Annotated in this window: 12 protein-coding genes; 5 read left to right on the forward strand and 7 right to left on the reverse strand. The window is 72.2% G+C overall.

Features of this window, described 5'->3' with window-relative positions; genetic code table 11:
- Position 1: 1 nt before the first annotated feature.
- Together ACQ9ZG_RS05335 and ACQ9ZG_RS05340 are read right to left on the reverse strand one after the other, a co-directional pair.
- Entirely contained in the window at positions 2-484 is a 483-nt protein-coding gene (locus ACQ9ZG_RS05335) for a tripartite tricarboxylate transporter TctB family protein (RefSeq protein ID WP_202485073.1), read from the reverse strand.
- 254 nt (positions 485-738) lie between these two features.
- A complete protein-coding gene (locus tag ACQ9ZG_RS05340) occupies positions 739-1722 on the reverse strand; it encodes a Bug family tripartite tricarboxylate transporter substrate binding protein (protein WP_028419923.1) in 984 nt (327 codons plus the stop codon).
- A 148-nt stretch (positions 1723-1870) separates the two neighbouring features.
- On the opposite strand from ACQ9ZG_RS05340, the gene ACQ9ZG_RS05345 reads away from it, so the two are divergent.
- The gene (locus ACQ9ZG_RS05345) at positions 1871-2524 is read left to right on the forward strand and encodes a response regulator (protein ID WP_202485072.1); all 654 of its coding nucleotides are present in this window, start codon (positions 1871-1873) and stop codon (positions 2522-2524) included.
- Between the two features lie 160 nt (positions 2525-2684).
- Here ACQ9ZG_RS05345 and ACQ9ZG_RS05350 read toward each other — a convergent pair whose 3' ends face one another.
- Positions 2685-5243 carry a glycoside hydrolase family 9 protein gene (locus tag ACQ9ZG_RS05350; protein ID WP_109916095.1) on the reverse strand — a complete coding sequence of 853 codons (2559 nt, stop codon included), beginning with the start codon at positions 5241-5243 and terminating at the stop codon, positions 2685-2687.
- 495 nt (positions 5244-5738) lie between these two features.
- On the opposite strand from ACQ9ZG_RS05350, the gene ACQ9ZG_RS05355 reads away from it, so the two are divergent.
- Together ACQ9ZG_RS05355 and ACQ9ZG_RS05360 are read left to right on the forward strand one after the other, a co-directional pair.
- Positions 5739-6827, forward strand: a complete 1089-nt coding sequence (locus tag ACQ9ZG_RS05355; protein WP_109916094.1) for a lytic polysaccharide monooxygenase — start codon at positions 5739-5741, stop codon at positions 6825-6827.
- Positions 6828-7203: 376 nt separating this feature from the next.
- Positions 7204-8268: a lytic polysaccharide monooxygenase gene (locus tag ACQ9ZG_RS05360; protein ID WP_415738621.1), complete on the forward strand. Its 1065-nt coding sequence runs from the start codon at positions 7204-7206 to the stop codon at positions 8266-8268.
- A gap of 101 nt (positions 8269-8369) precedes the next feature.
- Here ACQ9ZG_RS05360 and ACQ9ZG_RS05365 read toward each other — a convergent pair whose 3' ends face one another.
- From ACQ9ZG_RS05365 to ACQ9ZG_RS05375, 3 genes are all read right to left on the reverse strand, one after another.
- On the reverse strand, positions 8370-9263 hold the full coding sequence (locus ACQ9ZG_RS05365) for an esterase/lipase family protein (protein ID WP_028419918.1): 894 nt from the start codon (positions 9261-9263) through the stop codon (positions 8370-8372).
- Between the two features lie 218 nt (positions 9264-9481).
- Positions 9482-10483, reverse strand: a complete 1002-nt coding sequence (locus ACQ9ZG_RS05370; protein WP_028419917.1) for a DNA polymerase Y family protein — start codon at positions 10481-10483, stop codon at positions 9482-9484.
- Positions 10480-14121, reverse strand: a complete 3642-nt coding sequence (locus ACQ9ZG_RS05375; protein ID WP_499280017.1) for a DNA polymerase III subunit alpha — start codon at positions 14119-14121, stop codon at positions 10480-10482. Before ACQ9ZG_RS05375 ends, ACQ9ZG_RS05370 begins: the two co-directional genes overlap by 4 nt.
- A 262-nt stretch (positions 14122-14383) precedes the next feature.
- On the opposite strand from ACQ9ZG_RS05375, the gene ACQ9ZG_RS05380 reads away from it, so the two are divergent.
- Positions 14384-14881 carry a phospholipase gene (locus ACQ9ZG_RS05380; RefSeq protein WP_026237517.1) on the forward strand — a complete coding sequence of 166 codons (498 nt, stop codon included), beginning with the start codon at positions 14384-14386 and terminating at the stop codon, positions 14879-14881.
- A gap of 185 nt (positions 14882-15066) precedes the next feature.
- On the opposite strand, the gene ACQ9ZG_RS05385 is transcribed toward ACQ9ZG_RS05380, so the two are convergent.
- Entirely contained in the window at positions 15067-16152 is a 1086-nt protein-coding gene (locus tag ACQ9ZG_RS05385) for a S1 family peptidase (RefSeq protein WP_028419914.1), read from the reverse strand.
- Positions 16153-16545: 393 nt separating this feature from the next.
- On the opposite strand from ACQ9ZG_RS05385, the gene ACQ9ZG_RS05390 reads away from it, so the two are divergent.
- Positions 16546-17457: an alpha/beta fold hydrolase gene (locus ACQ9ZG_RS05390; protein WP_028419913.1), complete on the forward strand. Its 912-nt coding sequence runs from the start codon at positions 16546-16548 to the stop codon at positions 17455-17457.
- Positions 17458-17471: the final 14 nt, after the last annotated feature.

The raw sequence follows: 17471 nt of genomic DNA on the forward strand, positions 1-17471 counted from the left end.
GTCAGATCACTCCCATCAGCGGGCCGCCCGGGAGGGGGACACCGAGGAGGTTGTCGAAGAGGAAGTAGGTGGCGAGGGAGAGCGCGGCGGCGATGAGCGGGTCGCGGTCGTAGTGGCGGCTGCCGAGCGCGTAGGCGGAGCCCCAGAAGAGCAGGGCCCCGGCGACGGGGAAGCCGAGGGGGCCGATCAGGACGGCGGTGGCGAGGAAGACGCCGCTCAGCAGGAGGACGGTGCGCCAGTCGGCGGGCTCGTCGAGGTCGACGTCCTCCCCGCCCTCGGCCTCGCCGCGCCCGCCGCGCAGGACGTCGACGGCGAGGAGGACCGCGACCAGGAGGAGCGCGGAGCCGACGACGAAGGGGACGGTACGGGGGCCGATGGGGCCGCGCTGGGCGATGTCGACGCTCATGGTGAGGGCGTCGGTGAGGACGAGGGCGCCGATGGCGAGGAGGAGGACGCAGACGCCGAGTTCGGAGTGGTCGCGCAGCCAGGAGCGGGGGGTAGTGCTCCGGTCCTGGGCGGGCCCTCTGCCGGAACCTGTGGCTCCGGCAGACCCTTGGGGCGCGGCGGGCCCGGCGGGTCCGGCGGGCCCAGTGGATGCGGCGGGTCCGGCGGATGCGGCGGTTCCAGCGGTTCCAGCGGTTCCAGCGGTTCCAGCGGTTCCAGCGGTTCCGGCAGATTCTTCAGGCCCGGTGGATTCGTCAGGCCCGGTGGATTCGTCAGGCCCGGTGGATGCGGCGGTCACAGCCCCAGCTCCTTGAGTACGGTGCCGACGCGCCGGTCCTGCTCGTCGAGGAAGTCCCCGAAGGGCTCACCGGCGAGGAAGGCGTCGTCCCAGCCGTTCTTCTCCAGCGACTCCTTCCACTGCTTCGACGCGTGCAGCTCGGTGATCAGGCCGATGAGCTTGGTGCGTTCGGCGTCGGAGAGGCCGGGCGGGGCGACGATGCCGCGCCAGTTGGTGAACTCGGTGTCGAGTCCGGCCTCGCGCAAGGTGGGCGCGTCCATGCCGGGCACCCGCTTCGGGCCGGTGACGGCGAGGAGGCGCAGTTCGCCGGCCTCGATCTGGTCGCGGTACTCACCGAGGCCGGAGACGCCGAAGCCGACCTTGTTGCCGAGGACGGAGGCCAGCAGCTCCCCGCCGCCGTCGAAGGGGACGTAGTTGACCGCCTTGGGGGCGATCCCGGCGGCCCGCGCCATGAGCATGGGGGCGAGGTGGTCGGGCCCGCCGGGCGACGATCCGCCGCCGACGGGCACCGCGGCGGGGTTCTTCTTCCAGGCCGCGAGGAGGTCACCGATGGTGCGGTACGGGGAGTCCTTGCCGACGACCACGATGTCCGGCTCCTCGGTGAGCCGGGCGATGGGCGTGGTGTCGGCGAGGGTGCTCGGGGACTTGTTGGTGTGGACGGCGCCGACGACGCCGAGGCCCATGGAGAGGGCGAGCTTGCCGTTGCCGTGCTCACCGACGAGCCGGGTCAGGCCGACCGTACCGCCGGCTCCCGGCAGGTTGAACACCTCGATGTTGTGCGTGAGTCCGGCGTCCTCGGCGTTTCTGGCCATGGTGCGGGCGGTGATGTCGTAGCCGCCGCCGGGGGTGTTGGGGACCATGAAGCGGAGCCCGGGGATCTGGGTGCCGGTGTCGGAGCCGTCGCCCGTGGCGAGCAGGGGCGGCCCGACAAGCACCAACAGGGCCGCTCCGAGCAGGGCGAGGGGAGTGCGCAGTCGCACGGGTTCCGCCTTTCGCTGTGAAGTGGCCCACATGTTGCCCCCGCGTTACGGGCATGTCTCTCTTCCGGAATCAACGGACGTTGTGGTCGTTGCGGTCGCGCCCTAGCGTGTCGGCGTGACGACGGTGCTGGTGGTGGACGACGACTTCATGGTCGCGAAACTGCACAGCCGTTATGTGTCCGCGATGGACGGCTTCACGGTCGTCGGGGTGGCACACAACGGCGCCGACGCCCTGCGGGCGGCCGAGCAGCTGTGCCCCGATCTGGTCCTGTTGGACATCTATCTGCCCGACATGGACGGGATCGACGTCCTGCGCGCCCTGCGCACGGCGGAGGGACGGGACACCTCGCGCCCCAGCACGGACGCCCTGTTCATCACGGCGGCCAAGGACGCCGGAGTGATCCGGGCGGCGCTGCGGGCCGGGGCTCTGCACTACCTCATCAAGCCGTTCAACCGGTCGGCGCTCCAGGAGCAGCTGCGCCATGTCGCCGCTCTCCGCACCCGCCTGGACGAGTTGGGCGAGGCCCGTCAGGAGGATGTGGACCAGATCTTCGGCCCCCGCCCACCCGGCTCCCGGGAACTCCCCAAGGGCCTGGCCGCCCCCACGGCCGACCTGGTGGAACGCACCCTCCGCGCCCACCCCGAGGGCCTCTCCGCCTCGGAGTGCGCCGAGGCGGGCACCCTCTCCCGCGTGAGCGCCCGCCGCTACCTGGAGCACTTCGTGGGCACGGGCCGGGCGGAGGTGACCCTGCGGTACGGGGGCACGGGGCGGCCGGAGCGGCGGTACCGGTGGGTGGGGTGAGGCGGGAAGGGCCGGGGACGGCGAGCCGGGCCCCCGCCCACCGGAAGGGGTGGGCGGGGGCCCGGCGGTGCCGTCCGTCCGCACGAGCGCGCGTCAGCCGTCACCGGGGTGATGCGGTCCTCACCGGGATGATGCCGTCCTCACCGGGGTGATGCGATCCTCACCGGGGTGCTGCGGTGGCGCAGGCCTCACCGTTCAGCCTGAAGACCCGGGGGTCGTGAACGAGGCCGGTGGGCCGGCCGTTGAATCCGAACCGTACGGTGGCCCCGGGGGCGACCGTGGCGTTCCAGGCCAGGGCTTCGGCGCCGACCCGCGGGCCGCTCTGCCGGATGTCGGCGCCCCAGGTGTCGGTCACCCGCTGCTGGTCGGCGAAGGTCCAGTCGAGCCGCCAGGACGGGAGGGGACGGTCGCCGGTGTTCTTCACCTCGACCTGGGTGGTGAAACCGTTGCTCCAGCGCTGCGAGGTGTAGGTCACCTCGCACCGCGTCGGCACGGGCTCACCGCCGCCCAGATCGTCGACGTAGGAGGCGACCCAGGCGAGGGGGGCGTTCCAGTTGATGGTGATCTCGTTGGTGGCCCAGGACTCGATGTCGTCGATGTAGCACATCGCCGGTGCGCAGCCCTTCAGTTTGGCCTGTGCGACCGGGTCCTCGATCGACGCGTTGGGGCCGCCGGCCAGTGATCCCGGTGCGGGGTTGGGCAGGGCCGGGTCGAGCTGGTTGGCCCAGAAGCGGTGGTGCTGGTTGCGCGCGTCCCGCTCGCCGTACCCGGTGACGTACGACCGGTTCAGCGGGTTGCGGCCCAGCAGGTAGTCGAGGCCGCGCAGCACGGCGTCACGGTAGACGGTCCTGCCGGTCAGGTCGTGCGCGGAGCCCAGGACGATCATGTTGTTGGCGACCTGGCTGTTCGAGCCCCAGACGTAGTGCCCGCCGTCGGGAGCGTACGGGAGTCCGTAAGCGGCCCGGGCCGCGTCGGCCGCATAGCCGTCGGCCGCCCCGGTCACCATGGCGCGTACCGTGGCGAGCTGGTCGGCCGACAGCCCTCCCGGGACGGTCGCGAGGTTCAGGGCGCCGAGACCGGCGACCGAACCCCATGACATGCCGCCGCGCGGGAAGACCGCGTCGGTGTCGCCGTGCAGCGGGGAGCGGAGGAGCTCGGTCCGGTAGGTGTCCTCGCCGGTGGTGAGGAAGAGTTCGGCCGCGGCCCAGTAGAACTCGTCCCGCACGTCGTCGTCGCTGTAGGCGCCACCGCCCGTGCCGTCCTGTGGATCGGCGAGGATGTCCGGGTGGTTCCCGGCCGCCGTCCACGCGGTCCGGGCGGCCGACCGGCACCGCTCGGCGAAGTCCGGGTCGTGGACCTGGAAGAGGCGGGCGCACTGGGCGGCGGTGGCCGCCAGGTTGAGGGTGGCCGCCGTGGTCGGCGGGTGCAGTTCCCGGGGCTGGGGATCGCGGTCGGGCCGGAGCGGCAGTCCGGTCCACTCCTTGTCGTGCAGCTTGTGGTGGGCCATGCCGGCGAGGGGCTCGCCCGCGGGGACCTGCATCCGCATGAGGAACTCCAGCTGCCAGCGCGCCTCGTCGAGGATGTCGGGCGTGCCGTTCCCGTGCTCGGGCAGCCGGAGCCTCCCGTCACCGAGCGGCCCGGCGTCGGCGGTCGGCGCGTACAGGGTCCGTTCGTACGTGGACATCAACTGGGCCACCGCTATACCGCCGTTGACCACGTATTTGCCGTGGTCGCCGGCGTCGTACCAACCACCCCTCGCGTCGAGCCGGTAGTCGCACACGCCCGGCTGGCAGGGCACGTCGTCGTCGCCCTGATTGGGGCTCACCCCGATGTGTCCGGCCGGGCGCGCGTAGCGTTCGCCCACGATGTCCGCGTCGATCTCGATACCGCTGCGGTTGTGGTAGAAGTACGCGAGCGCGTCGGTGCGCAGCGAGGCGTAGAGGTCGTCGCCGATGGCGAACGGTTCGCTCCGGTCCCCCGCGACCGTGACGGTGTACCCCTCCCCGGCGGTGGTCACCGCGGTGAAGTCGAAGGTGTGGACGTTCTGCCGCGAGGTGGGGTCGGTGCCCACCGGGGTGGTGGTGCCGTCGGCCACGCGGGCGCCCGCGGCCGATTCGAGGGTCCAGCGCAGCGGCCCGGTCGCGTCGGTGACGACGGTGCCGCTCTTGGGCCCGTGGGTGAGGTAGCCGACCTGGTTGACCCGGACCGGCGATCCGGTGTCCGGTTCGTACGGCGGCGGCGCGCTCCCGCCGCGCAGCGAGACGTCGTCGACGCAGAAGGTGACGGCCTCGGCGCCGCCCCCGACCTGGAAGACGAGTTGTGCCGCGCCGTGGTCGGCTCCGGCCGTGAAGGTCTCCGTGACCTGTGCGGCGGTGGTCCCGATCTGCCGGGCGGTGGCCAGCTCCGTGGTCCACGGTTCGGTCGCCATCTGCACGTTGGTGCGGATGGTGACGGGCTCGGTGGCTGTCGCCGTGTAGCTCAGGGTGTAGGCCGCACCGGCGGTCAGGGAGAGGCCGTTCTGGCCGATGATGGCGTCCCAGGGATTGGCCGTGCCCGCGGGTACGTCGGCGCACAGGCGCCCGTCCAGGACGGCGACGGGACTGTTCGCCGTCGACCACCAGGGGGCGGTGCCGGCGGAGAAGTCCCCGTTGACGATGAGTTCCGGGGCCTCGTCGAGAGGCTGGACCGCGTCGGCGGGCGCGACGAGGGAGCCGGCCATCAGACAGGCGGCCGCCGTGACGCCCGCTAAGACACTGACGCGTCGGGGGCGGCCCGGGTGGTGGTACGGACGGGGCAGGAGGGGCGGGAGTGACGGCACGCTGACGTCCTTGGGAGTGAGGGGAGGAGGGGGCGGGTGCACCGGCACCACCCCCTGCGGTGTACACGACACATGGGAGCGCTCCCAAATCTGAGTGAGCCGGACGCACCCGTCAAGCAGTTGAACAGGATTCACCGTCGGCGAAGGCGGCTCGACGCCCCATGGGGACCCTTCCATCCCGCTCTCCGTACCGTGCGAAGCATTCCGTCCGACGGGTTGTCAGGAGCACGGCACGCTTCTATGGTCCGTAGTACCTCCAGATGGGAGCGCTCCCAGTCATGGGCGGCGGGTGCTCCCCGTTCCGCGATCGTCCCTCCCCCTCCGGCTGTCTTCCGCAGAGAGGTTCCGATGCGAGCGCGACCGGAAGGCTGTCCCCACACAGGCACAGGAGACCTCATGGCCAGACGCAAGAAGCTGTTCACCTCACTGGTGGCGGTGCTCGCGACACTGCTCGGCGGCATCGGCCTGACGTTGATGGGCCAGAGCAGCGCGCAGGCCCACGGCGCCACGATGACCCCGGGATCGCGCACCTACCTCTGCATGCTCGACGCCAGAACGGGCACCGGCGCCCTGGACCCGACCAACCCGGCGTGCAAGGCCGCGCTCGCCGAGAGCGGGGCGAACGCCCTGTACAACTGGTTCGCCGTGCTCGACTCCAACGCCGGTGGCCGGGGAGCGGGTTACGTACCGGACGGGACGCTGTGCAGCGCCGGGAACCGGTCGCCGTACAACTTCACGGGCTACAACGCCCCGCGCTCCGACTGGCCCAGGACCCACCTGACGTCCGGCAGCACGATCCGGGTCAAGCACAGCAACTGGGCGGCGCATCCGGGCTCCTTCCGGGTGTACCTGTCCAAGCCCGGCTACTCTCCCAGCACCGCCCTGGGCTGGGGTGATCTGGAGCTGATCGACACCGTCACCGACCCGCCGCAGTCCGGCGGGCCCGGCACGGACGACGGCCACTACTACTGGAACCTCGACCTGCCCTCGGGCCGTTCGGGCGACGCGGTGATGTTCATCCAGTGGGTGCGCTCGGACAGCCAGGAGAACTTCTTCTCCTGCTCCGACGTCGTCTTCGACGGCGGCAACGGCGAGGTGACCGGCATCCGGGGCTCGAACGGCACCCCGACCCCCACCCCGACGCTCCCGCCGAGCCCCACACCCACCGACCCGCACACCGGGTGCATGGCCGTCTACAGCGTCACCAACTCCTGGAACGGCGGCTTCCAGGGCTCCGTCGAGGTCATGAACCACGACACGACAGCGCGTGACGGCTGGGCCGTGCAGTGGAAGCCCGGCCCGGGCACCACGGTCAACAGCACCTGGAACGGCGCGCTGACCACGGGGGCCGACGGCACCCTCACGGTCAGGAACGTCGCCCACAACCGCACCATCGCGCCGGACGGCAGTGTCACCTTCGGCTTCACCGCGACATCGACCGGCAACAACTTCCCGGTCGGCTCGATCGGCTGCACAACTCCGTAGCCGCCCCCGGCCCCTTCGACACGGGAAGCGCGGGTCCCCGCATGCCGGCGGGGACCCGCGCTGCGCGCGTGGCGCCCCCACGCGACTCCACCCGGCGGATCACCGGCAGCACCGGCCCCGGCACGGATCCTGCGACGGATCCCGTCGGCCCCCGAGGAGATACGCGGCTGATCGGCGCCCATCGTCCGGAGCACGTCACCGTAGAGCGGGGCCCGTCTCAGCGCCCTCTTAGCCCCTCCTTAATAGGACCATAAGGATCTCCCCCACCCCGTCCCAGCAGGGGTTTTCGGCGTTTCGAGGGGCTAGCTTGCTGAGCGCCGGGACGGATTCAGGGACCGGCGCCCCACTGTTGTGCCGCTGTGAAGGAGAACCCTCCATGACCGCTCGTCGCAAGGCCGCCGGGATCGTCGCCCTCGGTTTCGCACCGTTCGCGCTGGCCGGACTCGCCGCTGCCCCGGCGCTCGCGCACGGTTCGCTGACGGACCCGGTGAGCCGGGTGTCGGCGTGCTTCGCGGAGGGGCCGGAGAGCCCGGTGTCGGCGGCGTGCAAAGCGGCGGTGGCGGCGGGGGGCACGCAGGCGCTGTACGACTGGAACGGGGTGAACATCGCCAACGCGGCCGGTAAGCACCGGGAGTTGATCCCGGACGGCAAGCTGTGCAGCGCGGCCAACGACAAGTTCCGCGGGCTCGACCTGCCGCGCGCCGACTGGCCGGCCTCCCCCGTGAAGGCGGGCAACCACACCTTCAAGTTCCGGGCCACCGCCCCGCACAGGGGGTCCTTCGAGCTGTACATGACCAAGGCGGGGTACGACCCGACGAAGCCGCTGGCCTGGTCGGACCTGGAGGCGAAGCCGTTCGCCGAGGTCACCGACCCGAAGCTGGTGGACGGTTCGTACGTCTTCGAGGGGAACATCCCGGACCGGGCGGGGCGGCAGCTGATCTACACCGTGTGGCAGCGCTCCGACTCCCCCGAGGCCTTCTACGCCTGCTCCGACGTGGTCTTCGGTGGCGGGTCGGGCGGTGCCGGTGGTGGCGAGGCACCGACGGAGGAGAAGCCTGCGGGTGAGGCGCCCAAGACCGACGGTGGCGCTCCCGCTCCTGCGCCCGCGCCCTCCGCGCCCGCCGCGCCTTCCGAGGACGACATCACCAAGGGTGCCGAGAAGTCCTCCGTCGAGCACAACGGGCACGGCGACGACGACGCCGGCACCGGCGCCAAGGTCAATGTCGCCGCTCCGGCCCCCGGGGAGAAGACCGAAGCCGAAGGTAACGCGCCGCAGGCCAACGCCGTCGGGCAGGGCGACGTGCTGGCCGAGACCGGAGGGTCGAGCAGCAGCACCTACCTCGCGGTGGGCGGGGCCGCCGTGCTCGCCGTCGGCGCGGGCGTGCTCTTCGCCTCGCAGCGCCGCCGGGCCACCGCCTCCGGTGGCCGTCACGGCCGTTGACCCGCTGAGGCGCTGCCGCCCCGGGCGTCCGGGGTGAGGCGGCCATGAACCGGCCGAGGCCGTTGTCCGCCCCACCGGACGACGGCCTCGGCCTGTGTGCGTCAGCCGACCACCGAGGCGCAGGTCGTCGGCGTGGCGCGGGCCGGGTCCAGGGCGTTGTTCACCTCGTGGAAGGCGATCCGGGAGACGGTGGCGATGGCCAGGTGCTCGGACAGGTCCAGCGGGCACAGGTCCTGGAGCAGGACGTTGCGCACGTTGGGGCCGTTCAGGTACTGCGTGCGGTACGGGGTCACCACCTGGTCGTACTTGGTGGCGATGACCGTGTAGCGGACGCCGGGCACGGTGTCGCCGCCCGCCGTGAGCTTGGTGATGAAGGGCGAGCCCACGACCTGGTCGGCGAGGGCGGGGGTCTTGTCGTTGATGAACTTCTCCACGCCGGGGAAGTACGGCAACAGGTTGGTGAGGCCGAGCAGCGTGGTGCCGTGGTTGCTCGGGGCGATCCCGATCAGGGCGTTGACCTTGGCCGCGCCGCCGAGGAACTTCAGGTAGTAGTTGGGCATCATGCCGCCCTGGGAGTGGCCGACGATGTCGGTCTTCGGGGCTCCGGTGGCGGCCAGCACCTTGTCGACGAAGACGCTGAGCTGCTCGGCGGACTTGTCGACAGGTCCCAGGCCGTGGAAGAACGGCACGCCGGGGAGCTGGCCGTAGTCGAGGGAGAAGACGCAGTAGCCCCGGTTGACCAGGTAGGGGGCGAGACCCAGCCAGTTGTCGACCGAGTTCCCGAAGGTTCCGTGGACCAGGACGACGGGGCGGGGATGGGCGGCGGAGGGCTTGCAGGAGTAGTCGTTCCAGCCACGTGAGGTGGCCGTCGCGGCGGTGGGGCTCGCCGCGGTCGCGGTCGCCGTGGGGGCGACCAGCAGGGTGACGGCCAGGAGGAAGGCGGCGAAGACGCTGCGCGTGCGGGGGACGCGCGCAGCACGGAACCAGGGCAGCATCGAGTGGTCTCCTTGCGGCTCAAGGGAGGTGCGATGGCGGTGCGCCCTGTGGCCCGGACCACAAGCTTTATGTGCTCATGCCAAATTACGCACGAGTAAGGTTCGGTGGGAAGTTACGCGTCGGTAAAAAGTGGCTCGGTCTCGATGCAGGGCGAGGAGCGGGCGCTCGGCTCTCCCCGCCGGGCGCCGGAGCACCCCCCGTCCGTCAACCCCGCCGTTCAGGCCGCCAGTCCCGCCGGCTTCACCGCGCCGGGGCCGAACCTCTCCCGCAGCCGGTCCGCCACCTCCTCGATCCGGTGCGACCGCTCGTCCGCCGGGTCGAAGGTGAGCTGACGGGAGGCGCGGGCGGCGTCGGCCAGCCCCTCCGCGCGCAGCGCGATCCCCCGCACCCGGGCCCGCTGGAAACCGAAGGACTCGTGGATCCGGTAGGCGAGGGCCGTGAGCGCGGCCGAGTGCGCCGTCGGCTCCCCCAGCGTGCGGCTCCGGGTGAGGGTGGCGTAGCCGGTCCGGTCCGCGTACCGCACCGAGAGGGCCAGCGACCGGCACACCTGCCCCTCGCCCCGCAGCCGCGCCCCCAGTTCCTCGGTGAGCGAGAGGAGGGCGCGGCGGTGCTGCTCGGGAGCCAACTCGTCGTGCGGGAAGGAGCGTTCGGCGGCGAACGAGCGGGCTGCGGCGTTCGGGACGACCCGGGTGCGGTCGATGCCCCGCGCCCGTTCCCACAGCTCACGCCCGGTCCGTACGCCAGTGATGCGCTGGAGCGTGGCCAGGGGTGCGGCGGCGATCCGGCCGACGGAGTCGAGCCCGTAACCGCACAGAGTGCGGGCCATGGACGTGCCGACGCCGTCCAGGGCGGCGGCCGGGAGCGGGGCGAGGAACGCCGCCTCCGCGCCCCGGGCCACCACGAAGGTGGTCCCGGGCGCGGCCCGCCGGGCGGCCATGCGGGCCACCATGGGGTTGGGCCCCGCCCCGACCGCGCAGTCCACCCCGTGCAGGGCGAGCGCCCGGACCCGGATCAGCGAGGCCAGGTCCTCCACGTCCCGCCCGAAGTAGCGGAGCGCGCCGCCCACGTCGGCCAGCGCCCCGTCGGGCGGGGCAGCCTCCACCACCGGGGTGAACGCGCCCAGCAGGGACAGCAGTTCGGTGTAGGCGGCGCTGCCGGGAGGACCGCCGGCGGTCCTGCGGAACCGTAGGCACAGAACTCCCGCCGGATCCTCCGTCATCCCGCGCTCCCCTGCGACCGGTGCCACAACTTCCTTCCGGTGGGCGTTCCCTCGCCGGGCGGCTGGAGGTCGGCCCAGGGGTTCATCTCGTAACCGGTCTCCATCCGTATACGACGCCCCGTCCCGGGCTCCGCCTCCTCGGCGGCTGCCTCCGGCCCGCCCTCCGCCAGTCGGGCCGCGACCGCGTCCAGCCCTCCGGTGCGCCGGAGTTCGGCCAGTTCGGCGAGGTTCCAGGCCACCCGGCCCACCACGCTCAGACTGCGCGCGCCGCGCCGCTGCACCACTCCGCGCACCAGCAGCAGCCAGGAGTGGAAGACGGTGTGGGCGCAGGCGGCGTGGCTGTCCTCGAAGAACGCCAGGTCGGCCAGGCCGGAGCCGTCGTCCAGGGTGGTGAAGACGACCCGGCGGCCGGAGCGCATGGGGGGCGTCTGGGTGGCCACCTTCGCCCCGGCGACCAGGACGGTCTCGCCGTGCCGGGCCTCGCGCAGCCGCTTGGCCGAGACCACTCCCAGCTCGTCCAGGAAAGCCTGGTGGTCCCCCATCAGATGACGCGAGACGTCCATGCTCAGCACCCCGAGTTCGGCGCTCAGCCGCTCCGCCTCGTTGAGGTCGGGCAGTCCGAGCGAGCCCGTACGGTCTCCGTCGTCCAGCGGGAGCTGCCCGCCGGGGGCTGCGGAACCGGAGCCCCGGTGGGCCCGGTGGAGTTCGGAGAGGTGCAGCAGCAGATCGCGGCGGTTGGCGCCGAAGGCGTCCAACGCGCCCACCTGCGCCAGCCGTTCGGCCACCGGGCGGCCCGGCCGGGCGCGCCGCCAGAAGTCGAGCAGCGAAGTGTACGGCTGCCCCTCCTCGATCCGGGCCGCCTCGGCCTCGCTGATGCCGTGGACGTCCGAGAGCGCGAGCCGCAGTCCCCACGCCCCCTTCCGGTCCCGGGCCTGCCCCAGTTCCTCATCATCAGACACCAGTTCGATTCTATGAGCGACCGCCGACCGGTTCACGTCCAGCGGCAGCACCGGCACCCCGCGCCGCCGGGCGTCCGCGAGCAGCAGCCGCTTCGGGTACATCCCGGGATCGTGCGTGAGCAGACCGGCGTAGAAGGCGGCCGGATGGTGCGCCTTGAGCCAGGCCGACTGGTAGGTCGGTACGGCGAACGCGACGGCGTGCGCCTTGGCGAAGCCGTAGCTGCCGAACGCCTCGATGATCTTCCAGGTGCGGGCGATCACCTCGGCGTCGTACCCCCGGGCCGCCGCGCGCAGCGGGAACCACTCCCTGATCCGGTCCCGCGACTCCGGGTGCGAGAGACCGCGCCGCACCCGGTCGGCCTCGCCCCGGCCGCAGCCGGTCATGATGTGGATCATCTCGATGACCTGTTCGTGGAAGACGACCACGCCGTAGGTGCCTTTCAGCGCTTCCTCCAGGTCACGGTGGGGGTAGCGGACCGGCGCGCGGCCGTGCCGGGCCTCGATGAACGGCCGCACCATGTCGGCGGCGACCGGCCCCGGCCGGAACAGCGAGATGTCGACGACCAGGTCGTGGAAGGTGGCGGGCTGGAGCCTGGCGACCAGGTCGCGCTGGCCGGGCGACTCGATCTGGAAGCAGCCCAGCGTCTCGGCGGAGCGGATCAGCCGGTACGTCTCCGGGTCGCCCTGCGGTACGGCGTCCAGGTCCACCTCCGCGCCCGAGGTCCGTTTCACCTCGGCGACGGCGTGCGCCATCGCGGACTGCATCCGTACGCCCAGCACATCGAGTTTGAGCAGCCCGAGGTCCTCCACGTCCTCCTTGTCGAACTGGGACATCGGGAAGCCGTCACCGCTGGTCGGCACCACCGGCGTACGGCCCATGAGCCCGGCGTCCGAGAGCAGCACCCCGCACGGGTGCATGGCGATCCCGCGCGGCAGCGCGTCGAGCCCCTCCACCAGCTCCCAGAGGCGCCCGTACTTCTCCTGGTCCCGCGCCACCTGCTTCAGCTCGGGCAGCTCCTCCATCGCGGCGCGCGCATCACGGGCCCGGATGTGCGGGAACGCCTTGGCGAGCCGGTCGGTCTCGGCCGGGTCCATGGAGAGCGCGGCCCCGACGTCGCGGATCGCGTGGCGCACCCGGTAGGTCTCGGGCATGGCGACGGTGGCGACGCGTTCGGGGCCGAAGCGTTCGATGATCCGGCGGTAGACGTCGAGCCGGCGGGCCGACTCCACGTCGATGTCGATGTCGGGCAGGACCATGCGGCGCTTGGAGAGGAAGCGCTCCATGAGCAGCCCGTGCTCGACGGGGTCGGCGTGGGCGATACCGAGGAGATGGTTGACCAGGGAGCCCGCCCCCGAGCCGCGCGCGGCGACCCGGATGCCCATCTCCCGCACATCGTCGACGACTTGAGCGACCGTCAGGAAGTACGAGGCAACGCCCCGGTGGGCGATGACGTCCAGCTCCTCGTGCATCCGGTCCCAGTACGCGCGGTCGCGGTCGTAGCCGCGCAGCACCATTCCGGCGGCGGCCCGGGAGGTGAGCACCCGCTGGGCGGTACGCCGGTCGGCGCCGACCAGGCGGGGCTCGGGGAAGTGGATGCCGTCCAGCCCGATGTCGGTGACGGGGTCGACCCGGCAGGCCTCGGCGGTCTCCCGGGTCTCCGCCAGCAGCCGGGCCGCCGCGCCCCGGCCGAGCCCGGCGGCGGAGGCGATCCGCTCGGCGGTCTCCCGCATGGCGCCCTCGCCCTTCAGCCAGCGCTCCCCGGTGTCCAGGGGTGAGCGGCGCGGGTCGAGGGGGACGAGCCTGCGGGCGGAGTCGAGGATGTCCGCGATGGGACCCTGCCCCGGGTCGGCGTACCGGACGGCGTTGGTCAGCACGGCCCGTACGCCCTGTTCGGCGGCGAAGCCGAGGGTACGGGCGGCCAGCCGCGGCGACCCGGGCCCGGCGCCCGGGCGCCCGTGGTCGACGGCTTCGAGGCGCAGGGCGTCGCCGTACAGCTCACGCCAGGGCGCGAGGAGCGCGGCGGCCCGGTCGGGACGGCCCGCGGCGAGCGCCCGGCCCACCTCGGAGGCGGGTCCGAGCAGCACGATCAGCCCGTCGGCGGGCAACGCGGCCCGGCCGACGACGGGCGGACCGATGACGGGCTGACCGGCGACGGGCTGACCGGCGACAGACGAACCGACGGCAGGCGGAGCGGCGACGGAGAGGGGGCCGGATCCGTCGAGCGGACCACCGGCCTCACCGACGCCCCCGGCACTCCCCGCTCCCCGGGCGCCCCGCGCATGGGCCGAGGTCACCAGTCGGCACAGCTCGGCCCAGGCGTGGGCGCCGTCGCGAGCGAGGAAGGTGACCCGGGGTGCGGATTCATCGACAAAGGCACCCCCGCGCGCAGGGGTGCGCAGGCGCACCGTCCGGCGAGCCCCCTCCCCGTACGACGCCACCGCGAGGTCCACCCCGAAGATCGGCCGGACCCCGCCGCCCCCTTCTCCCGCTTCGGTCCCGCCCTCGGCGCCCATGCAGGCCTTGGCGAAGCGGATCGCTCCCGCGAGGGTGTCGCGGTCGGTCAGCGCGAGCGCGCCCGCCCCCTGCCCGGCGGCACGCTCGACGAGCCGCTCGGGGTGCGAGGCCCCGTACCGCAGGGAGAATCCCGAGGCGGTATGCAGGTGCGTGAAACCGGACATCCGCACCTCCTGGACCATTCCGACCGTTCCGTCACTCACCACCCCCTGCTCTCCACCATAGACCAGCTTCGAACATTCGTACGATAACCGGTGCGCACGCCTTCCGGGCGGCCCGGACCAGGTGACGTACAGCCCAATTCTTGAGGTCGGATCGACACAGGGGGTAGGAATGACAGGTGCATGACGACATTCTGGAGCGGCCTCGTCCACCCGACGAGGAGCACGGCCGGGACCACTCCTTCCACCCCCACGGAGGTCGCTCATGCGTCGTCGTCTCATGGCCCCGCTCGCCGCGGTCGCCCTGTCGCTCCCGCTCACCCTGATCAGCACCACCACGGCGTCGGCCGCCCCCGCCGACAAGCCGCAGGTGCTCAGCTCCTGGACCCAGACGAGCGCCGCCAGCCACAACGCCTGGAAGGCCGCCCGCAGCAATCAGGGCGCCTGGTCCGCGTACGGCTTCGACTGGTCGACCGACTACTGCAGCAGCTCCCCCGACAACCCCTTCGGCTTCCCCTTCCAGACCTCCTGCGCCCGCCACGACTTCGGCTACCGGAACTACAAGGCCGCAGGCACGTTCTCCGCCAACAAGGCCCGGCTCGACTCCGCCTTCTACGAGGACCTCAAGCGGGTGTGCGCCGCCTACTCCGGTGCCAAGCGGACCTCCTGCAACAGCACGGCCTGGACCTACTACCAGGCGGTACGCGCCTTCGGTGTCGCCCCGGCCACCGCCGAGGCCGCCCACCTGGCGAAGGCCGCCTGACCCGCACCCGGCCCCGGTGCGGACGCGACGGACACACGGGAGAGGCCCCGGCAGGGACCGGGGGCCTCTCCTCCGCACGTCGGCACGGGGTCTCGTACGTCGGTACGGGGTCGCGCGTCGACACGGGGTCGTACGTCGGTACGGAGCCGTACGTCGGTACGGTGCTGCGTCAGCGCGGTGTTGCGTCAGCCGATCTCGGCCCCGTAGGCGGCGAGCGCCTCGGGAACCGGCTGGAAGAAGGTCGTGCCGCCCGAGGAGCAGTCGCCGCTGCCGCCCGAGGTCAGACCGAGCGCGGTGCTGCCCGCGAAGAGCGCGCCGCCGCTGTCGCCCGGCTCGGCGCAGACCGTCGTCTGGATGAGGCCGTTGACGATGTCTCCGTTGCCGTAGTTGACGGTGGCGTCCAGCGCGGTGACCTCGCCGTCGTGCACCTGGGTGGTGGAGCCGCTGCGGACGACCGCCTGGCCGACCGTCGCGTCCCCCGCCCCGGTGATCTGCTGGGTGGAGCCGTCGTAGAGGTTGACCTCGCTCGGGTGCGCGATGTCCGAGGTGTACTTGACCAGGCCGTAGTCGTTCTCCGGGAAGCTGGAGCCCTCGGTGGTGCCGATCGCCTGGCCGCCCTGGCTGTCGGACCAGCTGGCGACCGACTCGGTGCAGTGGCCGGCGGTGAGGAAGTACGGCTCGCCGTCCTTGACCACGTTGAAGCCGAGCGAGCAGCGGGAGCCGGAGCCGTAGATCGCGTCGCCACCCGCGATGAGCGGCTTGAACTCGCCCTCGGTCTTGTTCAGTTCGGCCTTGCCGCCGAGCCCCTCGACCACGGCCGAGAGCTTCTTCCAGGCCGCGCCGTCGACCGTGCGGTCGGCGGTGACCAGGACCTTGTTGCTGACCGGGTCGACGGCCCAGGAGGTGCCCGGGATCGTCGCCTTGTCGGTGAGGGTCTGCCGGGCCGACTTCAGCTCGGCGAGGGAGTGCTCCACGACCTTGGCCTTGCCGCCCGCCTGACGGACCTGCTCGGCGGCGGCCTCGTCGACGACGTTCACGACGAGGGCCTTGGCCGCGCTGTCGTAGTACGAGCCGGCCGCGTCCGCGCCCAGGTCCCGGTCGAGTGTGGTGGCGAGCTTTCCGGCCGCGTCCGCGCTGAGCGTCTTGACCGTGAACTGGGGCACGTCGTCACTGGCGTTCGCAGACTGGAACGTGAAACCCGCTACGACCAGGGCCACCACGGCCGACCCTGCGACCGTCGTGCGCTTCCTGGATATGCGTCGATGCTTCAATTTCGACCTCCTGTGGGGCCGTGCACGGAGCATGTGGGGTGCCCGAACACGGAGGATGGGTCGCCCACTATTCCGAGGGGACCAGGAGCACACAAGGTCGACTTCCGGACGTGCACACGGCACCGACGCTTTGCCCGCGCCATGTTCACTTACCTCGGGTCACGCCATGTCGGTTCCGTTCGCGAACACCCGGTGCAACCGGTGGCGGCCCCTGGGTGAGGACTAGTCCTGTCCGGTATTCGCCCCTGCGGAGGGCCGACCGGGCGCCGGCAGACCGTCGGCAGGACCCCGACGGGACGGTGATGAGATCCCGACGGGGAGTGCCGGTGGGCGCCCTGATGGGTCATCATCGAAAAGCGGCAGACGCCGGGGGACCGAGCTGAGGAGGCGCGGGTGCGCGGTCGGGTGCGCGCGGCGGACGGGCGGCATCTGATGGTGGAGCGGTTGGGGGACCCCGGGGGCAGACCGGTGTTCCTGCTCCACGGGACCCCGGGCAGCCGGCTCGGACCCGCTCCCCGGGGCATGGTCCTCTATCAGCGCCGTACCCAGCTCATCACCTACGACCGGCCCGGATACGGCGGCAGCGACCGGCAGGCGGGCCGCCGGGTCGCCGATGTCGTCGAGGACGTCCGGGCCATCGCGGACTCGCTCGGGCTGGAGCGGTTCGCCGTGGTCGGCCGGTCCGGCGGGGCCCCGCACGCGCTGGCCTGCGCGGCGCTGCTGCCCGAGCGGGTGACCCGGACCGCCGCCCTGGTGACGCTGGCCCCCTGGGGTGCGGCCGGGCTCGACTGGTTCGACGGGATGGCCGCGTCCAACGTGCGCGCGTACTCCACGGCCGCCAGCGACCCGGACTCCTTCACCGAGTCCTTCATCGTCCGGTCGGCACAGATCCGGCAGAACCCGGTGCGGCTCCTGGACGATCTGCGCCGGGAGCTGACCGACTCCGACCGGATGGTGGTCAACGACGCGGGCATCCGCTCCATGCTGCTGCGCAACTACAGCGAGGGGCTGCGGACTTCGGCGTACGGGTGGATCGACGACGCGATCGCGCTCTGCAGCCCCTGGGGGTTCGACCCGGCCCTGATCACCGGCCGGGTGCTGCTCTGGCACGGGGTGAAGGACGTGTTCTCGCCCGTCGGCCACTCCCGCTGGCTGGCCGGGCAGATCCCGGGCGCCACCGCCGTACTGGAACCGGCGGCGGCGCACTTCGACGCGCTCTCCGTCCTGCCCGGCATCCTCAACTGGCTGCTGGACGAGCGGGAACACCCGCCCGAACGGCCACTGCCCGCCCCGGCACCGGGCTGACCGGACGGGAGGGG

The organism is Streptomyces araujoniae, from assembly GCF_050871195.1.
Lineage (GTDB): Bacteria > Actinomycetota > Actinomycetes > Streptomycetales > Streptomycetaceae > Streptomyces > Streptomyces bacillaris.

Coding starts and splice junctions, on each gene's coding strand:
- ACQ9ZG_RS05375 (WP_499280017.1), bottom strand. CDS start 14,121: ATGTCCGGTTTCACGCACCTGCATACCGCCTCGGGATTCTCCCTGCGG.
- ACQ9ZG_RS05355 (WP_109916094.1), top strand. CDS start 5,739: ATGGCCAGACGCAAGAAGCTGTTCACCTCACTGGTGGCGGTGCTCGCG.
- ACQ9ZG_RS05345 (WP_202485072.1), top strand. CDS start 1,871: ATGGTCGCGAAACTGCACAGCCGTTATGTGTCCGCGATGGACGGCTTC.
- ACQ9ZG_RS05350 (WP_109916095.1), bottom strand. CDS start 5,243: ATGGCCGGCTCCCTCGTCGCGCCCGCCGACGCGGTCCAGCCTCTCGAC.
- ACQ9ZG_RS05365 (WP_028419918.1), bottom strand. CDS start 9,263: ATGCTGCCCTGGTTCCGTGCTGCGCGCGTCCCCCGCACGCGCAGCGTC.
- ACQ9ZG_RS05370 (WP_028419917.1), bottom strand. CDS start 10,483: ATGACGGAGGATCCGGCGGGAGTTCTGTGCCTACGGTTCCGCAGGACC.
- ACQ9ZG_RS05380 (WP_026237517.1), top strand. CDS start 14,384: ATGCGTCGTCGTCTCATGGCCCCGCTCGCCGCGGTCGCCCTGTCGCTC.
- ACQ9ZG_RS05360 (WP_415738621.1), top strand. CDS start 7,204: ATGACCGCTCGTCGCAAGGCCGCCGGGATCGTCGCCCTCGGTTTCGCA.